The organism is Burkholderia sp. MSMB1835 (assembly GCF_001526365.1).
In the GTDB taxonomy this organism is placed as follows: domain Bacteria; phylum Pseudomonadota; class Gammaproteobacteria; order Burkholderiales; family Burkholderiaceae; genus Burkholderia.
Genome location: NZ_LOYP01000050.1, coordinates 65,196 through 90,147 on the forward strand (window position 1 = coordinate 65,196; position 24,952 = coordinate 90,147).

The 24,952-nt window shown below is 69.0% G+C and carries 23 protein-coding genes and 1 riboswitch; of the genes, 9 read left to right on the top strand and 14 right to left on the bottom strand.

Going from position 1 to position 24,952, the window contains the following annotated elements; translation table 11 throughout:
• Positions 1 to 29: 29 nt before the first annotated feature.
• The 3 genes from WS96_RS23060 to rsmA are packed head-to-tail and all read left to right on the top strand — an operon-like array spanning position 30 to position 3,263.
• A complete protein-coding gene (locus WS96_RS23060) occupies positions 30 to 1,388 on the top strand; it encodes a peptidylprolyl isomerase (protein ID WP_059822880.1) in 1,359 nt (452 codons plus the stop codon).
• Between the two features lie 11 nt (positions 1,389 to 1,399).
• Positions 1,400 to 2,389 (top strand): 4-hydroxythreonine-4-phosphate dehydrogenase PdxA, encoded by a 990-nt coding sequence (gene pdxA / locus WS96_RS23065; RefSeq protein WP_059835669.1) that lies wholly within the window; start codon positions 1,400 to 1,402, stop codon positions 2,387 to 2,389.
• A 46-nt stretch (positions 2,390 to 2,435) separates the two neighbouring features.
• Positions 2,436 to 3,263, top strand: a complete 828-nt coding sequence (gene rsmA / locus WS96_RS23070) for a 16S rRNA (adenine(1518)-N(6)/adenine(1519)-N(6))-dimethyltransferase RsmA (RefSeq protein WP_059835671.1) — start codon at positions 2,436 to 2,438, stop codon at positions 3,261 to 3,263.
• Positions 3,264 to 3,348: 85 nt separating this feature from the next.
• On the opposite strand, the gene WS96_RS23075 is transcribed toward rsmA, so the two are convergent.
• A complete protein-coding gene (locus WS96_RS23075; RefSeq protein ID WP_059835673.1) occupies positions 3,349 to 4,284 on the bottom strand; it encodes a DMT family transporter in 936 nt (311 codons plus the stop codon).
• Between the two features lie 442 nt (positions 4,285 to 4,726).
• On the opposite strand from WS96_RS23075, the gene gloA reads away from it, so the two are divergent.
• A complete protein-coding gene (gloA, locus tag WS96_RS23080; protein ID WP_006477863.1) occupies positions 4,727 to 5,110 on the top strand; it encodes a lactoylglutathione lyase in 384 nt (127 codons plus the stop codon).
• A 108-nt stretch (positions 5,111 to 5,218) separates the two neighbouring features.
• Here gloA and WS96_RS23085 read toward each other — a convergent pair whose 3' ends face one another.
• Genes WS96_RS23085 through glyQ form a run of 5 tightly spaced genes read right to left on the bottom strand, consistent with a single transcriptional unit; the run spans position 5,219 to position 10,660 of the window.
• Positions 5,219 to 6,106 (bottom strand): M48 family metallopeptidase, encoded by an 888-nt coding sequence (locus WS96_RS23085; RefSeq protein ID WP_059780523.1) that lies wholly within the window; start codon positions 6,104 to 6,106, stop codon positions 5,219 to 5,221.
• Between the two features lie 45 nt (positions 6,107 to 6,151).
• Positions 6,152 to 6,916: a lysophospholipid acyltransferase family protein gene (locus WS96_RS23090; protein ID WP_059835674.1), complete on the bottom strand. Its 765-nt coding sequence runs from the start codon at positions 6,914 to 6,916 to the stop codon at positions 6,152 to 6,154.
• Between the two features lie 43 nt (positions 6,917 to 6,959).
• On the bottom strand, positions 6,960 to 7,523 hold the full coding sequence (gene gmhB / locus WS96_RS23095) for a D-glycero-beta-D-manno-heptose 1,7-bisphosphate 7-phosphatase (protein ID WP_059835675.1): 564 nt from the start codon (positions 7,521 to 7,523) through the stop codon (positions 6,960 to 6,962).
• Positions 7,524 to 7,533: 10 nt separating this feature from the next.
• Positions 7,534 to 9,633, bottom strand: coding sequence for a glycine--tRNA ligase subunit beta (glyS, locus tag WS96_RS23100; RefSeq protein WP_059835677.1), 2,100 nt, complete (start codon positions 9,631 to 9,633; stop codon positions 7,534 to 7,536).
• A gap of 22 nt (positions 9,634 to 9,655) precedes the next feature.
• Positions 9,656 to 10,660: a glycine--tRNA ligase subunit alpha gene (gene glyQ / locus WS96_RS23105; RefSeq protein ID WP_006477868.1), complete on the bottom strand. Its 1,005-nt coding sequence runs from the start codon at positions 10,658 to 10,660 to the stop codon at positions 9,656 to 9,658.
• A 320-nt stretch (positions 10,661 to 10,980) separates the two neighbouring features.
• On the opposite strand from glyQ, the gene WS96_RS23110 reads away from it, so the two are divergent.
• Positions 10,981 to 12,645, top strand: a complete 1,665-nt coding sequence (locus WS96_RS23110; protein ID WP_059835679.1) for a tetratricopeptide repeat protein — start codon at positions 10,981 to 10,983, stop codon at positions 12,643 to 12,645.
• Positions 12,646 to 12,699: 54 nt separating this feature from the next.
• Here WS96_RS23110 and lnt read toward each other — a convergent pair whose 3' ends face one another.
• The 8 genes from lnt to WS96_RS23150 all read right to left on the bottom strand — a co-directional run bounded on the left by lnt (position 12,700) and on the right by WS96_RS23150 (position 21,042).
• Positions 12,700 to 14,400 carry an apolipoprotein N-acyltransferase gene (lnt, locus tag WS96_RS23115; RefSeq protein ID WP_059835681.1) on the bottom strand — a complete coding sequence of 567 codons (1,701 nt, stop codon included), beginning with the start codon at positions 14,398 to 14,400 and terminating at the stop codon, positions 12,700 to 12,702.
• 52 nt (positions 14,401 to 14,452) lie between these two features.
• Positions 14,453 to 15,340 (bottom strand): HlyC/CorC family transporter, encoded by an 888-nt coding sequence (locus tag WS96_RS23120; RefSeq protein ID WP_034208339.1) that lies wholly within the window; start codon positions 15,338 to 15,340, stop codon positions 14,453 to 14,455.
• Between the two features lie 292 nt (positions 15,341 to 15,632).
• Positions 15,633 to 15,782, bottom strand: coding sequence for a hypothetical protein (locus tag WS96_RS34130; RefSeq protein WP_164728356.1), 150 nt, complete (start codon positions 15,780 to 15,782; stop codon positions 15,633 to 15,635).
• A 74-nt stretch (positions 15,783 to 15,856) separates the two neighbouring features.
• Positions 15,857 to 16,489 carry a gamma-glutamylcyclotransferase gene (locus tag WS96_RS23130; protein WP_059835685.1) on the bottom strand — a complete coding sequence of 211 codons (633 nt, stop codon included), beginning with the start codon at positions 16,487 to 16,489 and terminating at the stop codon, positions 15,857 to 15,859.
• Between the two features lie 12 nt (positions 16,490 to 16,501).
• The gene (ybeY, locus tag WS96_RS23135; protein ID WP_059835687.1) at positions 16,502 to 17,278 is read right to left on the bottom strand and encodes an rRNA maturation RNase YbeY; all 777 of its coding nucleotides are present in this window, start codon (positions 17,276 to 17,278) and stop codon (positions 16,502 to 16,504) included.
• 132 nt (positions 17,279 to 17,410) lie between these two features.
• Positions 17,411 to 18,457, bottom strand: a complete 1,047-nt coding sequence (locus tag WS96_RS23140; protein ID WP_034208336.1) for a PhoH family protein — start codon at positions 18,455 to 18,457, stop codon at positions 17,411 to 17,413.
• Positions 18,458 to 18,490: 33 nt separating this feature from the next.
• Entirely contained in the window at positions 18,491 to 19,876 is a 1,386-nt protein-coding gene (gene miaB, locus WS96_RS23145; protein ID WP_034208335.1) for a tRNA (N6-isopentenyl adenosine(37)-C2)-methylthiotransferase MiaB, read from the bottom strand.
• Positions 19,877 to 20,109: 233 nt separating this feature from the next.
• On the bottom strand, positions 20,110 to 21,042 hold the full coding sequence (locus WS96_RS23150) for a LysR family transcriptional regulator (protein ID WP_059504496.1): 933 nt from the start codon (positions 21,040 to 21,042) through the stop codon (positions 20,110 to 20,112).
• A 147-nt stretch (positions 21,043 to 21,189) separates the two neighbouring features.
• Here WS96_RS23150 and WS96_RS23155 point away from each other — a divergent pair, with 147 nt between their 5' ends.
• The 4 genes from WS96_RS23155 to WS96_RS23170 all read left to right on the top strand — a co-directional run bounded on the left by WS96_RS23155 (position 21,190) and on the right by WS96_RS23170 (position 24,869).
• Positions 21,190 to 22,365: an MFS transporter gene (locus WS96_RS23155; protein ID WP_059835783.1), complete on the top strand. Its 1,176-nt coding sequence runs from the start codon at positions 21,190 to 21,192 to the stop codon at positions 22,363 to 22,365.
• Positions 22,366 to 22,577: 212 nt separating this feature from the next.
• The gene (locus WS96_RS23160; RefSeq protein ID WP_034208332.1) at positions 22,578 to 23,264 is read left to right on the top strand and encodes a helix-turn-helix domain-containing protein; all 687 of its coding nucleotides are present in this window, start codon (positions 22,578 to 22,580) and stop codon (positions 23,262 to 23,264) included.
• A gap of 210 nt (positions 23,265 to 23,474) precedes the next feature.
• Positions 23,475 to 23,623, top strand: a riboswitch (FMN riboswitch).
• Between the two features lie 118 nt (positions 23,624 to 23,741).
• Positions 23,742 to 24,452 (top strand): 3,4-dihydroxy-2-butanone-4-phosphate synthase, encoded by a 711-nt coding sequence (gene ribB / locus WS96_RS23165; protein ID WP_059835689.1) that lies wholly within the window; start codon positions 23,742 to 23,744, stop codon positions 24,450 to 24,452.
• Positions 24,453 to 24,638: 186 nt separating this feature from the next.
• Positions 24,639 to 24,869 carry a hypothetical protein gene (locus WS96_RS23170; protein WP_059835691.1) on the top strand — a complete coding sequence of 77 codons (231 nt, stop codon included), beginning with the start codon at positions 24,639 to 24,641 and terminating at the stop codon, positions 24,867 to 24,869.
• Positions 24,870 to 24,952 lie beyond the last annotated feature (83 nt).

The following is a 24,952-nucleotide window of genomic DNA, read 5'->3' on the forward strand; positions in this document are numbered from 1 at the left end:
AGCACGATTTCAATGGAGTTTCAGTGGCAATGAAGAAAACCCTTCGTTTCGCGGCAGTCGTGTCCAGCCTCGCCGCGTCCGCCGCGCTGCTCGCCGCCGCGCCGGCCGCGGCGCAGGCACTCGGTTCGCAAGGTGCGCAGCTCGCCGACGAAGTCGTCGCGGTCGTCAACAACGACGTGATCACGGGCCGCGAACTCGACCAGCGCGTGGGCCTGATCGCTCGCCGGCTGCAGCAGCAGAACGCGCCGGTGCCGCCGGCCGACCAGTTGCGCGCGCAAGTGCTGAACCAGATGGTGCTCGAACGTATCCAGGTGCAGAAGGCCAAGGACGACGGGATCCGCATCGACGACGCGACCGTGCAGGCCACGCTGCAGCGGCTCGCGCAGGCGAACGGGATGACGCTCGACCAGTACCGCGCGCGTCTCGAGGCGCAGGGCGTGCCCTGGAGCATCTTCACGAACGACGCACGCACCGAACTGATGCTGTCGAAGCTGCGCGAGCGCGAGGTCGACGGCAAGATCACGGTGTCGGACGCCGAAGTCGCGAACTACATCGCGAGCCAGCGCGGGCCGAACGCGTCGCAGCAGCAGGACCTGCGCTTCCAGCACATCTTCATCAAGGCGCCCACCAACGCGCCGCAGGCCGACATCGAAGCCGCGCAGAAGAAGGCCGAAGCGCTGCTGCAGCAGGCGAAGTCGGGTGCCGATTTCGAGCGGCTCGCGAAGAACAACTCCGAAGCGAACGACGCGAAGAAGGGCGGCGATCTCGGCTTCAAGGCGCCGAGCGCGCTACCGGCCGACGTCGTCGACGCAGCGTCGAAGCTGCGCCCGGGCCAGGTCAACCCGACGCTGATCCGCGTGCCGGACGGCTTCGAGATCGTGCGCCTAGTCGATCGCCGCCAGAGCCAGGGCGCGAGCGCCGCCGCGCCGAAGATCGTGCAGACGCACGTGCGCCACATCCTGCTGCGTGTCGGCGAAGGCAAGTCGGAAGGCCAGGCGCGTCAGCAACTGATCGACATCCGCAACCAGGTCGAGGCCGGCGGCGATTTCGCGAAGTTCGCGCGCACCTACTCGCAGGACGGTTCCGCATCGCAGGGCGGCGACCTCGGCTGGATCAGCCCGGGCGAGACCGTGCCGGAATTCGAGCGCGCGATGAACAACCTGCAGGACGGCCAGATCAGCCAGCCGATTCGCACCGAGTACGGCTACCACCTGATCCAGGTGCTGAACCGCCGCGAGGCGGAAGGGTCGGTGCAGCAGCAGATGGACATCGCGCGTCAGGCGATCGGCCAGCGCAAGGCGGAACAGGCATATGCCGACTGGCTGCGCGAGCTGCGCGATTCGTCGTACGTGCAGTACAAGATCGGCGGCGTCGGCCCGGCGAACTGAGCGAGCACCGGATGACCACGCCCGCGCTGCAGATCGCGATCACGACCGGCGAACCCGCGGGGGTCGGCCCGGAACTGACCGTGCAGGCGTTGCGTGACGCCGCGCAGCGCTGGCCCGACGCGCATTTCACCGTGCTCGGCGACGCAGCGCTGCTCGACGCGCGGTCGGCGGCGGTCGGCGCCGACCCGGCCGCGTGGGCCGGCGGCACGCAGGTGTCGGTCGCGCATCATGCGCTGGCGGTGCCGGCGCAGGCGGGCAAGCTGGACGCGGCGAACGGCCGTTACGTGCTCGGGCTGCTCGACGCGGCGATCGACGGCGCGCTGGCGGGCCGGTACGACGCGATCGTCACCGCGCCGCTGCAGAAGAGCACGATCAACGATGCGGGCGTGCCGTTCACCGGCCATACCGAATACCTGGCCGAGCGCACGCATACGCCGCGCGTCGTGATGATGCTGGCGGGCACAGGCGACCGGCCGTTGCGCGTTGCGCTCGCGACCACGCACCTGCCGCTGAAGGACGTATCGGCCGCGCTGACGATCGACGCGCTCGTCGAGACGCTCGCGATCGTCGATCGCGACCTGCGGCGCGACTTCGGTCTCGCCGCGCCGCGCATCCTCGTGACGGGCCTGAACCCGCATGCGGGCGAGAACGGTTATCTCGGCCGCGAGGAGATCGACGTGATCTCGCCGGCGCTGGCCCGCGCGAACGCGCAACGCATCGACGCGCGCGGCCCGTATCCGGCCGACACGCTGTTCCAGCCGCGCCATCTGGCCGATGCCGACTGCGTGCTCGCGATGTTCCATGACCAGGGCCTGCCCGTGCTGAAGTACGCGACGTTCGGCGAGGGCATCAACGTGACGCTCGGGCTGCCGATCATCCGCACGTCGGTCGATCACGGCACCGCGCTCGATCTGGCCGGCACGGGCCGCGCGGATCCGGGCAGCATGATCGCCGCGCTCGATACGGCCGTCACGATGGCGCGCCATCGTCGCGCAGCCTGACGCTGCGGCTTACCCCATTCGTCGTATTTTTCGTTTTACTCAGTCGATGTCGAACAGCAGACAGCACCAAGGCCATTTCGCGCGCAAGCGCTTCGGGCAGAACTTCCTCGTCGATCACGGCGTGATCGACTCGATCGTCGCGACGATCGGCCCCGCGCGCGGCCAGCGGATGGTCGAGATCGGCCCCGGGCTCGGCGCGCTGACCGAGCCGCTGATCGAGCGCCTCGCGACGCCCGAGTCGCCGCTGCACGCGGTGGAGCTCGATCGCGACCTGATCGGGCGCCTGCAGCAACGCTTCGGCGCGCTGCTGGAGCTGCACGCGGGCGACGCGCTCGCGTTCGACTTCCGTTCGCTCGCGGCGCCCGGCGACAAGCCGTCGCTGCGGATCGTCGGCAACCTGCCGTACAACATCTCCAGTCCGCTGCTGTTTCACCTGATGACGTTCGCCGATGCGGTCATCGACCAGCATTTCATGCTGCAGAACGAAGTCGTCGAGCGGATGGTCGCGGAGCCGGGCACGAAGGCGTTCTCGCGATTGTCGGTGATGCTGCAGTATCGCTACGTGATGGAAAAGATGCTCGACGTGCCGCCCGAATCGTTCCAGCCGCCGCCGAAGGTCGATTCGGCGATCGTCCGGATGATCCCGTACGAGCCGCACGAACTGCCGGACGTCGATCCGGTGCTGCTCGGCGAAATCGTCACGGCCGCGTTCTCGCAGCGCCGCAAGATGCTGCGCAATACGCTCGGCGACTACCGCGAGAGCATCGATTTCGACGCGCTCGGCTTCGATCTCGCGCGCCGTGCGGAGGACGTGAGCGTGGCCGAATACGTCGGCGTCGCACAGGCGCTCGCGGCGCGGCGCCAGGCTGGATGACGCGCGTGGCGCAAGCCCGTCGGCCGTATCGAAGAGGCTGCCCGACCGGCAGCTTTTTTATTGCCCGCGCGACTTGCGCCGGTCGTCACGACCGCCGGCGCGGCGGCGCGTTGACGAGCGCGATGCCGGTCAGCACGAGCGCGGCCGCGGACATGAAGCGCCAGCCGACCGTTTCGCCGAGCAGCAACACGCCGAACGCGACGCCGAACAGCGGCGACAGGAACGTGAAGACCGACAGCCGGGACGCGCTGTAGCGCGTCAGCAGCCAGAACCACGACAGGTAGCTGACGAACGCGACGATCACCGACTGGTACGCGAGGCTCGCGATCGCGAGCGGCGTGACCTGCGCGAACGACATCTGCCCGAGCAGCGCGGCGAGCGCGACCAGGACGACCGCCGATACCGCGAGCTGGTAGAACAGCGTTTTGCTTGCGCTCGCCCGCGCGAGCGTCGTCGAACGTACGACGACCGTCGTCGCGGCCCACATCGCGCCGCCGAGGATCCCGAGCGCGTCGCCGGCGAGTCCGGCCAGCACGGACGCGCCGGGCTCGCGCGGCTTCAGGAAGCCGTCGGCGAACGCGAGCGCGATGCCGGCGAATGCGAGGCCGACGCCGGCCCATTGCGTGCGCTGCAGCCGCTCGCCCGGGGCGAACAGGTGCAGGCCGAGCGCGGTGAAGCACGGCGCCGTGTACAGGAAGATCGCCATGTGCGACGCGCTCGTCAGCGTCAGCCCGAAGAACACGCAGACGAATTCGCCGGCGAACAGCGCGCCGGCCGCGAGCCCCGCGCCGAACGTGCCGTCCGCCTGAAACAGCGGCGTGCCGCGCGTGCGCGCCCAGCCCCATAGCAGCAGCGCGGCGATCACCGAGCGCAGCCCGGCCTGGAACATCGGCGCGATCGCGGCGTTCGTGCTCTTGATCGCGACTTGCTGGAAACCCCAGATCGCGCACAGCAGCAGCATCAGGCCGACGGCGCGCGTATCGAGTGCGCGGCGCACGGGGGCGGCGGCGAGCGCGGTCATCGGCGCACCTCGCGGATGCGGTACGGCAACGGCGCGCTCGGGTGGGCGGCGCGCCCGGCGCGCTCGAATCGGCGGTTTCGCACGGCAGTGGGGCGTACGGAAGAGTAGGTGGTCGCGGTCGGGGCAGGATGCATGCCCGCTTTTGGTGCGAAGTGGAAGGATGTTACCCGATCGGCGCGGTGGCCGGCGAGCCGGATCGTACCGTTTTTCGCCGCGGCGCTCGTGCTCGCGAGCGGGCAACCGATGCGCCGCGTCGGCCGCGCCCCGGCCAGGTGCATCGGGCCAGGCGCTCGCGGCTAGGTGTCCCCGACCAGGCGCCCCCAGCCAGACGCCCCCGGCTCGGCGCCCCCGGCTAGGCGCCCCCGGCTAGGCGCCCCCGGCGAAATTCACCCGACTCCGGTAGAATTTCCGGCTCTGGAAAGTCCCCACAGGAGTACAACACATGCGTTTGCTGCATACGATGCTGCGAGTCGGCGATCTCGACCGCTCGATCAAGTTCTACACCGAATTGCTCGGCATGAAGCTGCTGCGTCGCGAGGATTATCCGGAAGGCAAGTTCACGCTCGCGTTCGTCGGCTACGAAGACGAGAGCACGGGCACCGTGATCGAGCTGACCCACAACTGGGAGACGCCGTCCTACGATCTCGGCAACGGCTTCGGCCATCTGGCGGTGGCGGTCGACGATGCGTACGCGGCCTGCGAGAAGATCAAGGCGCAAGGCGGCAAGGTCACGCGCGAGGCGGGCCCGATGAAGCACGGCACGACCGTGATCGCGTTCGTCGAGGATCCGGACGGCTACAAGATCGAGTTCATCCAGAAGAAGTAAGCGCGCGATGAACGGGGCTGCGGCATGCGATGCCTGCCGCAGCAGCGAAACAGGGCGGTGCGGGGCAACCCGCACCGCCCTGTTTCGTGGGCGGCGAAGCCGTGCGCGTCAAAGCGATGGCAGCAGCTCGGGCGGGTGATGCTTGAGCGTGTGCCGGGCTTCGCGGAACTCGGGGAAGATCGATTCGACGGTCTGCCAGAAGGCCGGGCTGTGGTTCATCTCGCGCAGGTGCGACAGTTCGTGCGCGACGACGTAGTCGATGATCGACATCGGAAAATGGATCAGCCGCCAGTTCAGGCGGATCTTGCCGTCGCTCGAGCAACTGCCCCAACGCGTCGCGGCCGACGACAGCGCGTACATCGAATACGTGACGCCGAGCCTTTCCGCGTAAACCGCGAGGCGCTCGCCGAAGATGCGTTTCGCTTCGCCTTGCAGCCAGCCCTGCACGCGATCCTTGATCTGCTGCATGTCGGCCTGCACGGGCAGCGGCAGCGACAGCCGCAGCGCATCGGCATCGAAGCCGACGGCGCCCGCGCCGAGCGCGATCGTCACCGTCTTGCCGAGATACGGCAGTTGCGCGCCGTCGCGCCAGTCGATCTGCGGCAGCGCGCGCTGCTCGGTGCGCGTCTTCCACTCCGCGAGCTTCGCGAAGATCCAGCGTTGTTTCTCGGCGATCGCCGCTTCGATGTCGGCGAGGGTGACCCAGCGCGGCGCGGTGATCGACAGCCCGCTGCCGTCGATCGTGAAGCCGATCGTGCGGCGCGCCGAGCGCTTCAGCCGGTATTCGAGCACGCGACTGTCGAGCGCGAACGTGCGCACGCGTGAGCGATCGCGCACCGGGCCTGGATCGAGCGGCGCGGCGGGGGCGGCTTCGGGCGGCGCCGGCGGCGCGGCAGGCGCCGACGGGGCGGCGGCCGGCCCGTCGAAGAGCGGCAGATCCATCTGGCGATGATCGAGGGCCACGACGGCAGGCCGTGGCCGCGGACGCTGTTTCATCAGTTCGCTTCTTTTTGTCGTACGCAACGGCTGCAATCCGGGGCTTCAGGCGCGCGCGGCATCGCGGGTGCCGGTGGTGCCCGCCTGACGATACGCATCGGGATCGATGCGGCGCATTTCCGCTTCGATCCATGCTTCGACCTGCGAGTTCAATACATCGGGCGTCAGCCCTTCGCTCGCGATCGGCTTGCCGATCGACACGGTGACGACGCCCGGGAATTTCATGAACGAGTTGCGCGGCCACACACGACCTGCATTGTGCGCGATCGGCACGACCGGCGTGCCGGTTTCGATCGCGAAACGCGCGCCGCCCGTCTTGTACTTGCCCTGCTTGCCGACCGGCGTGCGCGTGCCTTCGGGGAACATGATCATCCATGCGCCTTCAGACAGGCGCTTCTTGCCCTGGCGGATCACCGACGCGAACGCGTTCTTGCCTTCCTTGCGGTTGATGTTGACCATGTGCAGCAGCCCGAGCGCCCAGCCGAAGAACGGCACGTACAGCAGCTCGCGCTTGAACACGTAGCAGAGCGGCTTGGGCATCAGCGCCGGAAACGCGAGCGTCTCCCACGCGGACTGGTGCTTCGACAGCAGCACGGCCGGGCCGTCGGGCAGGTTCTCCATCCCTTCGATCCGGTAGCGGATGCCGTTCAGCCAGCGCACGACCCACAGCGTCGACTTGCACCAGCCGGCCGCCATCCAGTAGCGCGCGTCGGGGCGCATGAACGGAAACGCGATGAAGCACGCGGTGGCGTACGGCACCGTGTACAGGATGAAGTAGATCAGCAGCAGCAGGGAGCGGACGAAGCGCATCGGCGTGAGTCTGGCGTTGGGGAGGATGCGCGCGGCAGCCGCATCACTCGTGTTCGTGTGAAAGAAAATCGAGCGCGAAGGCGCGCAGGTCGTCGTGGACTTTCGTGCCGTCCGGCAGATTGCCGGCGGCGAGCGTCTTCTTGCCCTTGCCGGTCAGCACGAGGTGCAGCTGGAAGCCGACCGCGACGCCGGCCTGCAGGTCGCGCAGCGAATCGCCGACGACCGGCGTGTTGGCGGGATCGATCTCGAAGCGCTCGGCGATCATCTGCATCATGCCGGGTTTCGGCTTGCGGCAGTCGCAGCGATCCTCGGCCGTGTGCGGGCAGAAGAACACCGCGTCGATGCGCGCGCCGACCGCGGCCGCCGCGCGATGCATTTTCAGGTGCATCTCGTTGAGCGCGGCCATGTCGAACAGCCCTCGACCGATGCCGGACTGGTTGGTCGCGACGACCACGCGGTAGCCCGCGTGGTTGAGCCGCGCGATCGCCTCGAAACTGCCGGGCAGCGCGATCCATTCGTCGGGCGTCTTGATGAACGCGTCCGAATCGACGTTGATCACGCCGTCCCGGTCGAGGACGACGAGCTTTCGGTTGGGGCTGATCGGCATCGTGCGGCCCTTATGCGGCGAGCTTCGAGATGTCGGCGACGCAGTTCATCTGCTGGTGCAGCGCGGACAGCAGCGCGAGACGGTTCGCACGCAGCGCCGGATCTTCCGCGTTGACCATCACGTCGTTGAAGAACGTGTCGACCGGCGCGCGCAGCGCGGCGAGCGCCGACAGCGCGCCCGTGTACGCACGCGCCTCGAGCTGCGACTGCACGCGCGGCGTGACGGCCGCGAGCTGTTCGTGCAGCGCCTTCTCGGCGGCCTCGACGAGCAGCGTCGACTGCACCGCGCCGTTCGCGACGCCTTCCGACTTCTTCAGGATGTTCGAGATCCGCTTGTTCGCGGCCGCGAGCGCTTCGGCTTCCGCGAGGCGCGTGAATTCGCGCACCGCGTCGAGGCGCGCGACGAGATCGTCGATGCGCGTCGGGTTCAGGCTCAGCACCGCGTCGATTTCGCCGGCCGAATAGCCGCGCTCGCGCAGCAGGCCGCGCAGGCGATCCATGAAGAACGCGAAGATCGCGTCGGTCGATTCGGCGACGCCCGGCACGTCGTCAAAGCGTGCATGGGCCGTGCGCAGCAGCGCCACGAGATCGAGCGGCAACTGCTTTTCGAGCAGCAGGCGCAGCACGCCGAGCGCGTGGCGGCGCAGCGCGAACGGATCCTTCTCGCCGGTCGGCGCGAGGCCGATGCCCCAGATGCCGACGATCGTCTCGAGCTTGTCGGCGAGCGCGACGGCGGTCGACACGGGCGTGGTCGGCAGCGCATCGCCGGAGAAGCGCGGCTGGTAGTGCTCGGCGCAGGCGAGCGCGACGTCGTCGGCTTCGCCGTCGTGGCGCGCGTAGTACGTGCCCATCGTGCCCTGCAGTTCGGGGAACTCGCCGACCATGTCGGTCAGCAGGTCGGCCTTCGCGAGACGGGCGGCGCGCTTCGCGTGCGCGGTGTCGGCGCCGATCGCCGGGGCGATCTCGCCGGCCAGCGCCTCGAGGCGCTCGACGCGTGCGAGCGCCGAACCGAGCTTGTTGTGATAGACGACGTTCGCGAGCTGCGGCACGCGCTCGGCGAGCGGCTTCTTCTTGTCCTGCTCGAAGAAGAATTTCGCGTCGGCGAGGCGCGGGCGCACGACGCGCTCGTTGCCTTCGATGATCTCGCCCGGCGTCTTCGTCTCGATGTTCGACACGATCAGGAAGCGCGAGCGCAGCTTGCCGCCGACGTCGGTCAGCGCGAAATACTTCTGGTTCGTCTGCATCGTGAGGATCAGGCATTCCTGCGGCACCTGCAGGAATTCGTCCTCGAAACGGCACGGGTAGACCACCGGCCATTCGACCAGCGACGTCACTTCGTCGAGCAGCGATTCGGGCATCACGACCGTGTCGCCGTTCGCGTGTTCGTTCAGCTGCGTGCGGATCGTTTCGCGGCGATCGGCGAAGTGCGCGATCACGCGGCCCTTGTCGCGCAGCGTGTCGGCGTACGCGCGCGCATGCTGGATCGCGACGAGGCCGTCGGACAGGAAGCGGTGGCCGAGCGTGGTGTCGCCGGCGTCGACGCCGAACGCGGTGACGGGCACGACGCGGTCGTCGTGCAGTACCGTCAGGCGATGCACCGGGCGCACGAACTTCACGTCCGAGCCGTCCGGGCGCTGGTACGTCATGAATTTCGGGATCGGCAGCTTCGCGAGCGCTTCGTCGAGCGCGGCCTGCAGGCCGTCGGCGAGCGTGGCGCCGGCCGCCGAATAGTTGATGAAGAACGCTTCGGCCTTGCCGTCCTGCGCGCGCTCGAGATCGGCGATCGACAGGTTCGGGTGGCCGAGCGCCGCGAGCTTCTTCGCGAGCGGGGCCGTCGGCTTGCCTTCGGCGTCGAGCGCGACCGACACGGGCAGGACCTTTTCGCGGACCTGCCGGTCGGGCGCGACGGCGCGCACGTTCTGCACGACGACCGCGAGGCGGCGCGGCGTGGCGTAGCGTTCGAACACGAGTTCGCCTTCGACGAGGTCGCGCGCCGCGAGGCGTTGCGCGAGACCTTCGGCGAATGCGTCGCCGAGGCGCGCGAGGGCCTTCGGCGGCAGCTCTTCGGTCAGCAGTTCGACGAGCAGGGGGGCGGGATGATTATGCGTCATGGTTGGAATGAATCTCGTCTCGTCAGTCCTGATCGATCTTGCGTTCGACCTTGAGCGGCGGCGCCCATGCCGGCTGCGCGGCGTCCTGGGCGTCAGTGGTGAGGCCCGGCACGCCCGGCGGGTTGCCGAGCATCGGGAAGCCGAGCTTCTCGCGCGAGTCGTAGTAAGCCTGCGCGACGAGACGCGACAGCGCGCGGATGCGGCCGATGTACGCCGCCCGCTCGGTGACCGAGATCGCGCCGCGCGCGTCGAGCAGGTTGAACGTGTGGCCGGCCTTCAGCACGAGCTCGTACGCGGGCAGCGCGAGCTGCGCGTCGATCATCTTCTTCGCTTCGGCTTCGTAGCTGTTGAAGAACGTGAACAGCAGGTCGACGTTCGCGTGCTCGAAGTTGTAGGTCGACTGCTCGACCTCGTTCTGGTGGTACACGTCGCCATACGACAGGCGGCGCAGCTCGGGGCCGTTCGGGCCTTGCTCCTCCCACTCGGTCCACACGAGGTCGTACACGTTCTCGACCTTCTGCAGGTACATCGCGAGGCGCTCGAGGCCGTACGTGATCTCGCCCAGCACCGGCTTGCATTCGAGGCCGCCGACTTCCTGGAAATACGTGAACTGCGTGACTTCCATCCCGTTCAGCCACACTTCCCAGCCGAGCCCCCACGCGCCGAGCGTCGGGTTCTCCCAGTCGTCCTCGACGAAGCGCACGTCGTTCTGCTTCAGGTCGAAGCCGAGCGCTTCGAGCGAGCCGAGGTACAGGTCGAGGATGTTTTCGGGCGCCGGCTTGAGCACGACCTGGTACTGGTAGTAGTGCTGCAGGCGGTTCGGGTTTTCGCCGTAGCGGCCGTCCTTCGGGCGGCGCGACGGCTGCACGTACGCGGCGCGCCACGGCTCGGGGCCGACCGCGCGCAGGAACGTGTGGACGTGCGACGTGCCCGCGCCGACTTCCATGTCGATGGGCTGGAGCAGGGCGCAACCCTGCTTGTCCCAGTAGGACTGCAGCGTCAGGATGATTTGCTGAAACGTAAGCATGAAGAGCCTTCGTGGCGCTGGCGCTCCGTTGCGGACGGCGCTCCGGGCGGGCCCGGAGGGTCGGCTCGCGCGGCGGCGCGGCTTGTTAGTGTGCTGAAACGCGTAATTTTACCGGATCGGCGACCGGATGCGGCCGGAAGGCGGATGCGGGCACGGCCGGGCCGTTTCCGGCGGCCTGCGCGTCGACGGCCCGCATGCGTCGCGCGACCGCATGCGGACCCTTGCGACGGGCGTGCCGCAGCGCGTCGCGCGGGGGGTAAGATGCGCGTATTGCGGCGCGCGCCGTGCGTGCCGCGTCACCGCTTGCCGACGCTCGCTGCATGGACGAACCGACCGACATCCTGATTCCGCTGCTTCCGCCGTTCCTTGCGCTGCTCGGGCGCGCCGCCGACGCGCAGGCGCGCGGCGAGCGCCCCGCGCACGATCTGTGGCTCGCCGCCGCCGCCCATCTGCATGCGGTCGATGCGGCGGCGATCGCGCGGCTCACGGCCACGCTGGTCGCTCGACAGCGCACGGACGATGCGGTTGCCCTCGCCGAATGCGCGGCGCGTGCGCAGCCGGGCGCGGACGCGTACTTCAACCACGGCTACGCGCTGCAGATGGCCGGCCGTCACGCGGACGCCGTCGCGCCGTACCGCGCGGCGCTCGCGCTCGATGCCGGCCTGCCGTCGCTGCGCAACAACCTCGCGATCGCGCTGCGGCTGTCGGGCGGCGACCGCGCGGACGAGATCGCGCTGCTCGACGCGGCCGTGAAGCACGATCCGCGCGACGTGCAGGCGTGGACCAATCTCGTCGTCGCGCGGATCGCGACGCACGATCTGGACGGTGCGCTCGCGTGCGCCGCGCGGCTCGCCGAGCTCGCGCCCGACAACGCGCTCGCGATGAACAACGTCGCGATGGCGATGAAGGAGGCGCAGCGCTGGGACGATGCCGAGCGCCATGCGGCGCGGGCGTGCGAGCTGGCGCCCGACGATGCGTCGTTCCGCTTCAATCTCGCGATCATCCAGCTCGTGCGCGGCAACCACGCGGCGGGCTGGCGCGGCCACGAGGCGCGCTGGGACGGCGCGGGCGAGCTGCGCGGCCGCCGGCCGGCGCTGCCGGGCCCGCGCTGGCAGGGCGAGCCGCTCGCCGGCAAGACGCTGCTGGTGTGGGGCGAGCAAGGGCTCGGCGACGTGCTGCAGTTCTGCCGCTTCGTCGCGCCGCTCGCCGAACGCGTGCATCGCGAGGGCGGCCGCCTCGCGTGGAATACGTTCCCGGCGCTCGGCACGCTGATGCAGCGCAGCCTCGGCGCGCACGCGGACACGTTCGGCGCGGGCGGCGGCGTCGACGCGCTGCCGGCATTCGATTACGAATTGCCGCTGATCGGCCTGCCGCTGATGCTCGGCATGGAGGCAGCGACGCTCGCCGCGTCGGTGCCGTACCTGCGGGCCGAGCCGCACGCATGCGACGCATGGCGTGCGCGGCTCGCGGGCGACGGCCGGCCGAAGGTCGGGCTCGTATGGACGGGCAGTGCGGGCCATCAGCGCAATCCGTTCCGGCGCGTCGGGCTCGAGCGCTATGCCGACGCGTTTCGCGGCATCGACGGCGTCGCGTTCTATTCGCTGCAGCCGGGCGCGGACGCGGATGTCGCCGCCGCGCGCGCGGCGGGTTTCGCGATCGAAGACTACACGGCCGAATGGAAGAGCTTCGACGATACGGCGGCGTTCATCGGCGCGCTGGATCTCGTGATCACCGTGTGCACGTCGGTCGCGCACCTGGCCGGCGCGCTCGGCGCGCGTACCTGGGTGCTGCTCGACGTGAATCCGCACTGGCCCTGGCTGCTCGATCGCCGGGACAGCCCGTGGTATCCGACCGCGACGTTGTACCGGCAGCCGACGTTCGGCGCGTGGGCGCCGGTGATGGAAGAAGTGAGCCGCGACCTGCGGCGTGTCGCTGCGCAGTGGGAACCATCGGATCGATCGGACCAATCGGCCCGGCGGGCCTGAATCGCCGGCCCGCTCGCGGTCACGGGCCGCCGCGCTCGATGGCGGCCCCGTGCGTCATTGCGCTTCGTCGTCGCCGTGGCGTCGGCCGTTGCGCTGGCGCAGGCCCGGCCCGAACGTGAAGCCGAACGCGAGCAGCACGAACGACACCGCGAGCACGATGTTGTTGCCGCTCGTCACGTACGGCGTGAAGCCGCTTGTGCCTTCGATCCGCACGTCGAGCGAGCCGATCGTGAACGGCTTGAGCTGACCGAGCACGCGGCCGTGCGCGTCGATCGCGGCCGTCATCCCCGTGTTGGTCGAGCGCAGCATCGGCCGGCCCGTTTCGAGCGAGCGCATCCGCGCGATCTGCAGATGCTGGTCGAGCGCGATCGTGTCGCCGAACCACGCGAGATTCGTCACGTTGACGAGCACGCCGGGCGGCTGCGGATTGTCGCGGATCGTCGCGGCGATTTCCTCGCCGAACAAATCCTCGTAGCAGATGTCGGCCATCACCGGCTGGTTGTGCACGAGGAACGGCTTCTGCACGGGTGCGCCGCGCGCGAAGTCGCCGAGCGGCATCTTCATCAGATTGACGAACCACCGGAAGCCCCACGGAATGAATTCGCCGAAGGGCACGAGGTGATGCTTGTCGTAGTGGTAGATGTCGCGCGAGTTCGGCGTCACGCCGTACAGGCTGTTCGTGTAATCGACGTAGCGGCCGTCCTCGGTCACCGACGCGCCGACCGCGCCGAACAGCACGGCCGAACCGGTCGTGTCGCTGAACTTGCGGATCGCGACGGCGAACGGTTCGGGCAGTTCCTGGATCATCACCGCGATCGCGGTCTCGGGCGTGACGATCAGGTCGGCCGGCTTCTCGACGATCATCTGCTGGTACATCTTGATCGCCGCGTCGATGCCTTCCTGCTCGAACTTGATGTCCTGCTTCACGTTGCCTTGCAGCAGCCGCACGGTGAGCGGCGCGTTCGCGGGTACGGTCCACGTGACCTGCGACAGCGCGAGGCCGGCCGCGACGAGCGCGACGGCGATGCCGGCCGGTGCGGCGATGCGCACGCGCGCGTTGCCGCTCGATGCGCCGTCGCCGCCGACGCGCAGCGGCGACGGGCGCGCGGCGGCGAGCGCCTGCACGACCAGTGCGGCGAACAGCGCGAGCACCCACGCGATCCCGTATACGCCGACCACCGGCGCAAAGCCCGCGAACGGGCCGTCGACCTGCGGGTAGCCGCTGCCGAGCCACGGAAAGCCGGTGAACACGGTGCCGCGCAACCATTCGCCGAGCGCCCACGCGCTCGCGAACGCGAAGGCGCCGTGCCACGTCGGCGAAAACGGCCGCGGGTCGGGTTCGCGGCGCTGCCACGCATGGCCCGCGCAGAACGACCACAGCCCGGCCGAGAACGCCGGGTACAGCGACAGGTACAGCGAGAACAGTACGAGTGCGCCGCCCGCGAGCGGCGCGGCCATCTCGCCGTACACGTGCATGCTGATGTAGAGCCACCAGACGCCGCTGATGAAGTTGCCGAAGCCGAACGCGCCGCCGGTGAGCGCGGCGCCGCGCCAGCTCGACGTGCGCGTCAGTTGCGCGAAAAACCAGACGAATACGACGAGCTGCAGCCAGCCGCCGTGCGGCGTGGGTGCAAAGCTGAGCGTATTGGCCGCACCGGCGAGCAGCGCGGCCGGATAGTGCCAGCGCGGCAGCGCGCGGCCGGGCGCCGGCGCGAGAAGGCCGCCAGCCGGGCGGGACGGGATCGGATCGTCCATGTGAAGCGGAAGAGGGCGAGCGGTTGAAGGAAGCGCGGCTGGCGCGGGGCGGTCAGTCTTCGTGCGAGGTTTCGGCGCGACGGCTGGCGAGCGGGTTGCGGCGCACCAGCAGCACATGAACCTGACGCGCATCGCCGCGCTGGATTTCGAACACGAGGTTGCCGAGCTGCAGCTTCTCGCCGCGGTGCGGCACGCGTCCGAAATGATGGGTGATCAGCCCGCCGATCGTGTCGACTTCGTCGTCGGAGAAATCGGTGCCGAACACCTCGTTGAACTGCTCGATCTCGGTGAGCGCGCGCACGCGGTAGCGGCCGTCCGGCCCCGAGATGATGTTGCCGGCTTCCTCGTCGAAGTCGTACTCGTCCTCGATGTCGCCGACGATCTGTTCGAGCACGTCCTCGATCGTGATCAGGCCCGCGACCCCGCCGTATTCGTCGACGACGATCGCCAGGTGATTGCGGTTCACGCGGAAGTCGTGCAGCAGCACGTTCAGGCGCTTCGATTCCGGAATGAACACGGCCGGGCGCAGCATCCCGCGCACGTCGAACTCTTCCTCGGCGTAGAAGCGCAGCAGATCCTTCGCGAGCAGCACGCCGATCACGTTGTCGCGGTTCTCCTCGTACACGGGATAGCGCGAGTGCGCCTTTTCGAGGACGAACGGGATGAAATCCTCGGGCTTGTCGGCGATGTTGATCGCGTCCATTTGCGCGCGCGGCACCATGATGTCGCGCGCGCACAGGTCGGATACCTGGAACACGCCTTCGATCATCGACAGCGAATCGGCGTCGATCAGGTTGCGTTCATGGGCGTCCTGGAGGATTTCCAGCAACTCGCCGCGGGATTCGGGCTCGGGCGAGATGAAGTCGGTCAGGCGCTCGAGCAGCGAGCGCTTTTCTTGCGGTTTGTCGGTTGGCTTACGACTGGGATACGAATCGTTCATGGTGGTGCGCCCGGGTCATGCCGGGGCGCGCGGTCACGGAGTAGGCAAGGATACACCAAGGGCACGACGCGGCCGTGTCACCCGGCCGCACGGCCAGGACGGGCGGCTCGCGCAGCCCCGCTCGCGGACGGTCGCGCCGGGCGCGGCGGCGTCCTCGGGCTCATCCTATCGCAGAAAGAGCCGGCGGGGCGCGGCGGCCAAAAAACGGCGGCGGGAAGGGCGACGCGGCCCGACGCGGGAAACGGCCGTGACGGCGGCATTCCGCCGCAGGCGGGCGCCGCCGGCGCGCGGTTCAGAACCGCATGCCGGCCGAGCAGCCGCCGGCGGCCGCGCCGTTGGTCGCGGCGCCGCCGCAACCGAGTATTCCGCAGCCGGACAGCGCGACGCTCGCGGCGACGAGCAGCGCGGCGATCCTGCAACGTGACCGGCGTGACGGTTTCATCGGCAGTGTCCTCGTGCGGAAGCGCGGGCGGCGCGGCGTCGCATGCACGGCGGCAGCCCGGGTGTCGTGTCGGATCATCGGCATCGCGCCAGCAACCCTTCCAGCGCGCGGTCGGGGATGCCGCTCGCGCGCAGCGCGTCGACCGTGCGGCTCACGTAGTCGAGCGTCGTGCCGTAGCGGCCGGCCGCGCAGCCGAACACTTCCTTCACGACGGAGTCGGTCAGCTTGCCCGTATAGGTCGGTGCGTCGCGGCGCATCACGAACGCGAGCGCGGTCACGCGTTCGCCGGTCTCGAGCGAGCACGGCAGCCACGCGGGCCGGTACGAGCCCATCGGCATCTCGCGCTTCCACAATGTCTCGAGGTGCGGCTGCGCGGTCGGCCCGGCGAGCCGGAATGCGATGCCCGCGCACGAGCCGCCGCGATCGAGCGCGAGCACGAGGCCCGGCCGTTCGGGGGTGCCGCGGTTCACGCGCGACCACAGGTAGAGCCCGCGGTGATAGCCGTGCACCTTGCCGCGCACGGCGGCGACGGTCGGCAGCCCGGGGTTCCAGATCAGCGAGCCATAGCCGAACAGCCAGAGATCCTGCCGGCCGTCCCAGTCGCGCATCGTATGCGCGAGCGACGCCGCGAGCTCGTCTTCCGTCAGCAGACGGCCTTCGCCGATCGACGGCGGGTAGGCGGGCGGCAGCATCGCGGCGTGACGCATCGGGCGGACGGCTTACTGGTACGGGTTCGGGAAACCCAGTTTCGCGAGGATGTCGACTTCGAGCGCTTCCATTTCGGCCGCGTCCTCGTCGCTCGTCTCGTGATCGTAGCCCTGCGCGTGCAGCGCGCCGTGCACCAGCAGGTGCGCGTAATGGGCCATGAGCGGCTTGCCCTGGTCGTGCGCTTCCTTCTCGACCACCGGGCAGCACAGCACGAGATCGCCGATCACGGTGCCGTCGGGCGCCGGGTCGTACGCAAAGGTCAGCACGTTGGTCGGGTAGTCCTTGTGGCGGTAGCCGGCGTTCAGCGTACGGCCTTCGTTTTCGCCGACGAAGCGCACGGTGAACTGCGCGCTCGCGAACAGCGCCGGCTCGATCCATTCGGCGATCAGCTTGCGCTTGGGCAGCGTCTTGCGCAGCTCGCTCGTGATCTCGTCGCCGTACTGCACGGACAGGTCGAATTCCAGCGCGCGCGGCTCGTCTTCCGGGTCGTCCTCGCGCGGAGCGAATTCGGCGCCGACGTGCAGCGTCACGCTGTCGTAGTGCTCGGGCTGCAGCGCGAGCTTCGCGCGCATCGCCGGATCGTTGTGCTGCGCGACGATCGCGACCGCCGCGTCGCCGGAGCTGCCCGACAGGTCGAACATCAGGCTACGGCCGTCCGGGAAGTCGATCCGCAGCCCTTGTGCGTTGACGGTCCGGGCCTTGCCCTTCGCGTCGAACAGCGAAAGGCGGGGGGAGTCGGACGCGGCGGACGAGGCGCGGCGGGATTTGCGGGAACGAGAGGATTTCATGACGCGTGCGGCGATTGGGACGCGTTGAGGATACACCAAACGGCCGATCGCGCCCGAATTCGCCCGGGCGAAAAAAAGCCCGGCGCGCCGTCTGGCGGGCCGGGCCGGCAGGCCGGGGCAGCGCGCCGCCGCTCAGCCGTCCTGGTGCTGCGCGTGGAATTCGTCGTACGCCTCGACGATGCGCGCGACGAGCGGATGGCGCACCACGTCCGCGCTCGTGAAGCGCGTGAGCGCGATGCCGCGCACGCCGCCGAGCACCTGCTGCGCCTCGACGAGGCCGCTCTTGTGGCCGCGCGGCAGGTCGACCTGGCTCGTGTCGCCGGTCACGACCGCCTTCGAGCCGAAGCCGATCCGCGTGAGGAACATCTTCATCTGCTCGGGCGTCGTGTTCTGCGCCTCGTCGAGGATGATGAACGCGTGGTTCAGCGTGCGGCCGCGCATGTACGCGAGCGGTGCGATCTCGATCATCTGGCGCTCGAACATCTTGGCCGTCTTGTCGAAGCCGAGCAGGTCGTACAGCGCGTCGTACAGCGGCCGCAGGTACGGGTCGACCTTCTGCGCGAGATCGCCCGGCAGGAAGCCGAGCCGCTCGCCGGCCTCGACGGCCGGGCGCGTCAGCACGATCCGCTTGACCTGGTCGCGCTCGAGCGCGTCGACCGCGCACGCGACCGCGAGATAGGTCTTGCCGGTGCCGGCCGGCCCGATGCCGAACGTCACGTCGTGCGACAGGATCTGCTTCAGGTATTCGCGCTGGGCGGGCGTGCGGCCGCGCAGGTCGGCGCGCCGCGTGTAGAGCTTCGGCGCCGGTTCTTCGTCCGGCTCGTCCGCGTCGATCTGCACGACGGGTTCGTCGAACGGATGGTCGGGGTCGCCGCGAAAGCGCACGTCGAGCGGTTCCTGGCGGCCGTTGCCGGCCGTGTGGCGCACTTCGACCAGCGCGAGCTGGATGTCGTCGACCGACAGCGGATCGCGCGCGCGGTTGTAGAAGTTTTCGAGCGCCGCGAGCGCGAGCTTCGCGCCGCGCCCGCGGATCGTGATCCGGTGGCCGCGCCGCGCGAGCGTGACGTCGAGCGCCTGTTCGATCTGCCGCAGGTTTTCGTCGAGCGGGCCGCAGAGGTTGGCGAGGCGCGCGTTGTCGTCGCGCGGGGCGGTGAATTCCAGTGCTTGGACGGTCTTCAAAGTAGCGTCGGGCTCCTGTCGGGCGTCGGTCGGTCAGTGGGTGGCCGCGCTCGCGTCGTCGCTGACGAGCACGAGCTCGCCGCGCAGCGAGTGCGGGTACGCATGGTTGATCTTCACGTCGATCATCTGGCCGATCAGGCGCGGGTGCGACGCGAGCGGCGCCGGGAAATTCACGACCCGGTTGTTCTCGGTGCGGCCCGCGAGTTCGTTCGGGTCCTTGCGCGACGGGCCCTCGACGAGGATCCGCTCGACCTTCCCGACCATCGACCGGCTGATGCGCGCGACGTTCTCCTCGATCGTCGCCTGCAGATGTTGCAGGCGTTTGAGCTTCACTTCGCGCGGCGTGTCGTCGGCGAGGTTCGCGGCCGGCGTGCCCGGGCGCGGGCTGTAGATGAACGAGAAGCTGGTGTCGTAGCTCATCTCGTGCACGAGCGCCATCATCTTGTCGAAATCTTCCTCGGTTTCGCCGGGGAAGCCGACGATCATGTCGGTCGACAGCGACAAATCGGGGCGGATCGCGCGCAGCTTGCGGATCACCGACTTGTATTCGAGCACCGTGTAGCCGCGCTTCATCGCCATCAGGATGCGGTCGGAGCCGTGCTGGACCGGCAGGTGCAGGTGGCTCACGAGCTTCGGCACCTTCGCGTAGGTGTCGATCAGGCGCTGCGTGAATTCCTTCGGGTGCGACGTCGTGTAGCGGATCCGCTCGATGCCGGGGATGTCGGCGACGTATTCGATCAGCGTCGCGAAATCGGCGATGTCCGACGAGCCGGCCGTCAGCGCGCCACCGAATTTTCCACGATAGGCGTTCACGTTCTGGCCGAGCAGCGTGACTTCGCGCACGCCCTGGTCGGCGAGGCCGGCGATTTCGGTCAGCACGTCGTCGAGCGGGCGCGACACTTCATCGCCGCGCGTGTACGGCACCACGCAGTAGCTGCAGTACTTCGAGCAGCCTTCCATGATCGACACGAACGCGCTCGGCCCCTCGACGCGCGCGGGCGGCAGGTGGTCGAACTTCTCGATTTCGGGGAACGTGATGTCGACCTGCGCGCGGCCGCTCGCGCGGCGCGCGTCGATCATCTGCGGCAGGCGGTGCAGGGTTTGCGGGCCGAACACGAGGTCGACGTACGGCGCGCGCGACACGATCGACGCGCCTTCCTGGCTCGCGACGCAGCCGCCGACGCCGATCAGCAGGCCCGGCTTCGCTTCCTTCAGCTCGCGCACGCGGCCGAGATCGGAGAACACCTTCTCCTGCGCCTTCTCGCGCACCGAGCACGTGTTGAACAGGATGATGTCCGCGTCTTCCGGCGTGTCGGTCTTTTCGAGGCCTTCGGCCGCATTGAGCACGTCCACCATCTTGTCCGAGTCGTACTCGTTCATCTGGCAGCCGAAGGTCTTTACGTAAACTTTCTTGGTCATGGGGATTCGCCGTTCGCAGTGGTTGACCTGGGGGCGTCGTCAAGAGTGAGTCGGGACGGCCGTGCGCAGCACGCGAATCGCGCGCAGCGAGCAGCGAGCAGCGAGCAGCGAGCAGGAAAGGCCGTCGGGAAAGCCTTCCATTATAGCTTTTCACGCCACGACGGACGGCCGCGCGGTTGCGGGCGCGCGACGCCGGGCCGGGGTTCCGACCCTCGATGGCGGCGGGACGGCCGTCAGCGGCACGCGTTCAGCAAGTCGTCGAGCGCCGCTTCCTCGCGCGCGAAGCGTTCGGCGAGAAAATCGAGCAGCACGCGCACGCGCGGCGCCATGTAGCGCTTGCTGTGATAGATCGCGTGCAGCGGCGCATCCTGGTGCCGCCAGTCGGGCAGCAGCACGCGCAGCCGGCCTGCGCGGACGTCGTCGGCGATGTCCCACAGCGACTTCAGCGCAATGCCGTGGCCGCGCAGCGTCCATTCGCGCGTGAGGCCGCCGTCGTTGGTCTCGAACGCGGTCGACACCGGCACCGTGTGGATCTGCACTTCGTCGCCGCGCGTGAAGTGCCAGGTGTTCATCGGGCCGGACGCGATCGTGATCACGTTGCACGGAAAGCGGGCCAGATCGTGCGGATCGGCCGGCACGCCATGACGCTCGACGAACGACGGCGCCGCGCACAGCACGCGCCGGTTGGTCGCGAGCCGGCGGGCGATCAGCGCGCCGTCGGGCGGGGCGGCGAAGCGGATCGCGAGGTCGATCTCGTCCTGCCACAGGTTCGACGACGAATCGGACGCCGTCAGCGAGAACGTGACGCCCGGATGCAGCGTCGTGAATTCGTGAAGCCAGTCGAGCAACTGGTGGCGGCCGAAATCGGACGTCGACGACAGCCGCACCTTGCCGCTCACGACGTTGCGGCCTTCCTGCAGCATCGCGTCCGCGTCGTCGAGCGCCTGCAGCGCCTGGCGGCAGCAGTTCAGGTACAGCTTGCCTTCGTCGGTGAGCCGCAATTGCCGCGTCGAGCGTTCGAACAGCCGCGTCGCGATCTTCGCCTCCAGCTTCGCGAGCCGCGCGCTCGCGGCGGCCGGCGTGAGGTTCAGCTTGCGTCCGGCGGCGGACAGGCTGCCCAGTTCCGCCGCCTCGACGAACAGCCGGATGTCGCCCAGTCGGTCCATGCGATTTTCCAGAGATATTTGAAAATGGTTCAAATGCCACGCCAATTATCAAATATAGGCGTCTTCGGGACAATGCGCGCACATCCCGCTTTCTTGTGCGGTGCGGCACCGAACCGGCGCCGCGGCCGCCGCCTTCCGGAGAACGTCATGCCCCTTCCGTTACTGGCGCTCGCGATCAGCGCCTTCGCCATCGGCACCACCGAATTCATCATCATGGGCCTCCTGCCCGAAGTCGCGCACGACCTGGCCGTGTCGCTGCCGTCGGCCGGTCTGCTCGTCACCGGCTACGCGCTCGGCGTCGCGGTCGGCGCGCCGCTGCTCGCGGTGCTGACGAGCCGCATGCCGCGCAAGGCCGCGCTGCAGGTGCTGATGGCGATCTTCATCGTCGGCAACGTGCTGTGCGCGACCGCGTCCGGCTACGCGATGCTGATGGTCGCGCGCGTCGTCACGTCGTTCGCGCACGGCTCGTTCTTCGGCATCGGCGCGGTGGTCGCCGCGTCGCTCGTGCCGGCCGACAAGCGCGCGAGCGCGATCGCGCTGATGTTCACCGGGCTCACGCTGTCGAACGTACTCGGCGTGCCGTTCGGCACGTTCGTCGGCCAGTTGCTCGGCTGGCGCGCGTCGTTCTGGATCGTCGCCGCGCTCGGCGTGCTCGCGCTCGGCGGCGTGGCCGCGCTCGTGCCGAACCGCCACGACGGCGGGCCGGTCGGCCTCGGCCACGAAGTGCGCGTGCTGAAGGAGCCGCAGGTATGGCTCGCGCTGCTGATGACCGTGCTCGGCTTCGGCGGCGTGTTCGTCGTGTTCACCTACATCGCGCCGATTCTCGAGACCGTGTCGGGCTATTCGCCGCGCGCGGTCGCGCTGATCCTCGTGCTGTTCGGCGCGGGGCTGACGATCGGCAATACGATCGGCGGCAAGCTCGCCGACCGCGCACTGATGCCGTCGCTGATCGCGATCCTCGTCGCGCTGATGGCCGTGATGGCCGTGTTCGCGAAGACGAGCCACCTGCCGGTCGCGGCCGCCGTCACCGTATTCGTCTGGGGGATCGCCGCGTTCGCGACGGTGCCGCCGCTGCAGGCGCGCGTGGTCGAGAAGGCCGCGAGCGCGCCGCATCTCGCGTCGACGCTGAACATCGGCGCGTTCAATGTCGGCAATGCGGGCGGTGCATGGCTCGGCGGCCTCGCGCTGGAACACGGCTTCGCGCTCGATGCGCTGCCGTGGGTCGCGGTCGCGGTGACGTTCGCGGCGCTCGTCGTCACGTGGCTCGCGATGCGGCTCGATGCGCGCGGTCCGGCGCGCGGCGCGGCGCAGGCGGCGCAGTGAGCGGCGCCGCGGCGCCTTGCGGGGTGACGCCATGGCGGCAGGAAAAGGTTCGCGAGAAACGCATTCCTCCGCGATGCTGATAACGGTGTGAAGATAACTTCGTTTGCCCGTGCAGGGGCGGGTGATAGCGTCTCGATACGCGCCACGACCGGCGCAACCCGATTCCGGCTTACCCCCTATGCAGGGCCGCGCGGCGGCCCGGAGGCCATGCTATGTCTTCATCCCTGGCGCTCGTGCGCGACGTGTCTTCCTTCGAGTCCGGCAATGCCGCCGACCTGCGCGCGTCCGCGTCGCTCGACGCGCTCGAGCAGGTCGTCGGCGTGAACCTGGCGCGCTTGCGCGCCGAGCGGCAACTGTCGCTCGATGCGCTCGCGCGGCTGTCCGGCGTGTCGCGCGCGATGCTCGCGCAGATCGAATCGGCGCGCAGCGTGCCGTCGATCAAGGTGCTCTGCAAGATCGCGGCGGCGCTGAAGGTGTCGGTCGCCGCGTTCCTGCGGCGCCATGCGGTGAACGGTTTCGAGCATCTGGCGGCCGAGCGCGCGTCGCGCGTGGTCAGCTCGAACGGCCGCTTTTCGGCCCGTGCGCTGTATCCGGAAGGCGAGCCGGCCGCGGCCGAATTCCACGAACTGCGGATCGCGCCGCTGCATACGGAGCCCGGCACGCGCCGCGCACCCGGCACGACGGTCAACCTCGTCGTCAGCGAAGGCACGCTCGAGGTCAGCGTGCACGACCGCCGCCAGTTGCTCGCGACCGGCGATGCGATCGTGTTCGATGCCGACCAACCGTACAGCCTGCGCAACCCGGGCGACAGCGAAGCGCGTGCGTTCCGCGTGACGGTGAGCCCCGAGGTGCCGCCGCGCTGGCTCGTGCCGGACGCGGCGCACGCCGCCGCGAACTGATCGCGCGCGTCGCGCGGCGCGACTGCGTTCCCCGGCCGTCGCGGCGTCGCTTCGCCGGCCGTCGCGGCGTCGCGGGGCGGTCCGCCGGCCGTTCGGACGAGGCCGTTAGACGGAGTCGTCAGTAAGGTTTTACCGGTCGTTCGCTGCGCGTCGCGCGCGGCTGTTGTATGCTTGGCCCGCCGATGACGGGGCGTTCCCGTCCGGCAATCAGTGCGTCTTCAGGGCGGGGCGAAATTCCCCACCGGCGGTAGGCCGGCGTAAGCCGGCGAGCCCGCGAGCGCCCGCGCATCCGCGCGGGGTCAGCAGATCTGGTCGAATGCCAGAGCCGACGGTCACAGTCCGGATGAGAGAAGATGTGCAGATAGTCATGTCCGTCAGGGCCGCTTCGCGCTGCATGCGAAGCGGGTTGTCGTTCTGTCTGTTTGCAATGCCCTGAAACGTTTTTCGCCCAAATCGTATTTGCGAGGAGCGTTTCACATGTCCTTGATGTCCGTTTCGTCGGCGCCTGCCGACGCCTTTGCCGATCTCCCGTTGCTGGATTCCGAACCGGTGCCGCCGCGCATCGCCGCTGCGCTCGACGCGATGCGCGCCGGCCGCGCGGTCGTGCTGCAGGACGACCACGACCGCGAGAACGAAGCCGACCTGATCGTCGCCGCCGAGCGCATCACGCCCGAGACGATGGCGCTGCTGATTCGCGAGTGCAGCGGCATCGTGTGCCTGTGTCTGACCGACGACACGGTGCGCGCGCTCGAGCTGCCGCCGATGGTGCAGACCAACGAAAGCCGCAACGGTACTGCGTTCACCGTGTCGATCGAGGCGCGCGAAGGCGTGCATACCGGCGTGTCGGCGGCCGATCGCGTGACGACGATCCGTGCGGCGATCGCCGACGATGCGAAGCCGCACGACATCGTGCGCCCCGGCCACGTGTTTCCGTTGCGTGCGCAACCGGGCGGCGTGCTGGCGCGACGCGGTCACACCGAAGGCACGGTCGACCTGTCGATTCTCGCGGGACTGAAACCGGCGGGCGTGCTGTGCGAGCTGATGAATCCGGACGGCACGATGACGCGCGGCGACGACGTCGAGCGCTTCGCGCAACGGCACGGGCTGCCGATGCTGACGATCGCGGAACTCGTCGAGTTCCGCGAGGCGCTGGCGGCGGCGCGCGAACGCTGCTGCGAGCCGGCGTGACGACGCCGCACCGCGCACGCGACCCTGCGGAAATGGACGTTCTCCGATGTCCGGCATGAGGGCGAACTCCTAGACTACCGGACTCCGAAGCATGCCGGCCGTCGATCGTCCGGCCTGCTTCGGGCCGGATCCGCCCGGCGCCCTATCCGGGCGGGGCGGTCAGTCAATCAACGGAGGAAATACCAGATGCGTGAAATCAATGCGGTCGAATGCGGTCATGTGAGCGGCGGTTTCGATTGGTCGAACGGGAAGCCGATGCCGATGCCGAGCCTGCCCGCTTGCAAGCCCGGCACGCTCCTGAACCTGCTGGCCAACTGGCTGGGGCGCTGGCGCGAGAATGCCCGTCCGGTACCGGTGCCCTACGGGACCGAATGGGACGGCGTGCCCCAGCCCCGGCTGAGCGCGTCCGCGCAATAACGCCACGCGCAGCACGCGGAACGCGCTGCCGCGTTCCGCTCGTTCTGCAATGACGGTGCGGCCGCCGTTCCCGCGGCCGCACC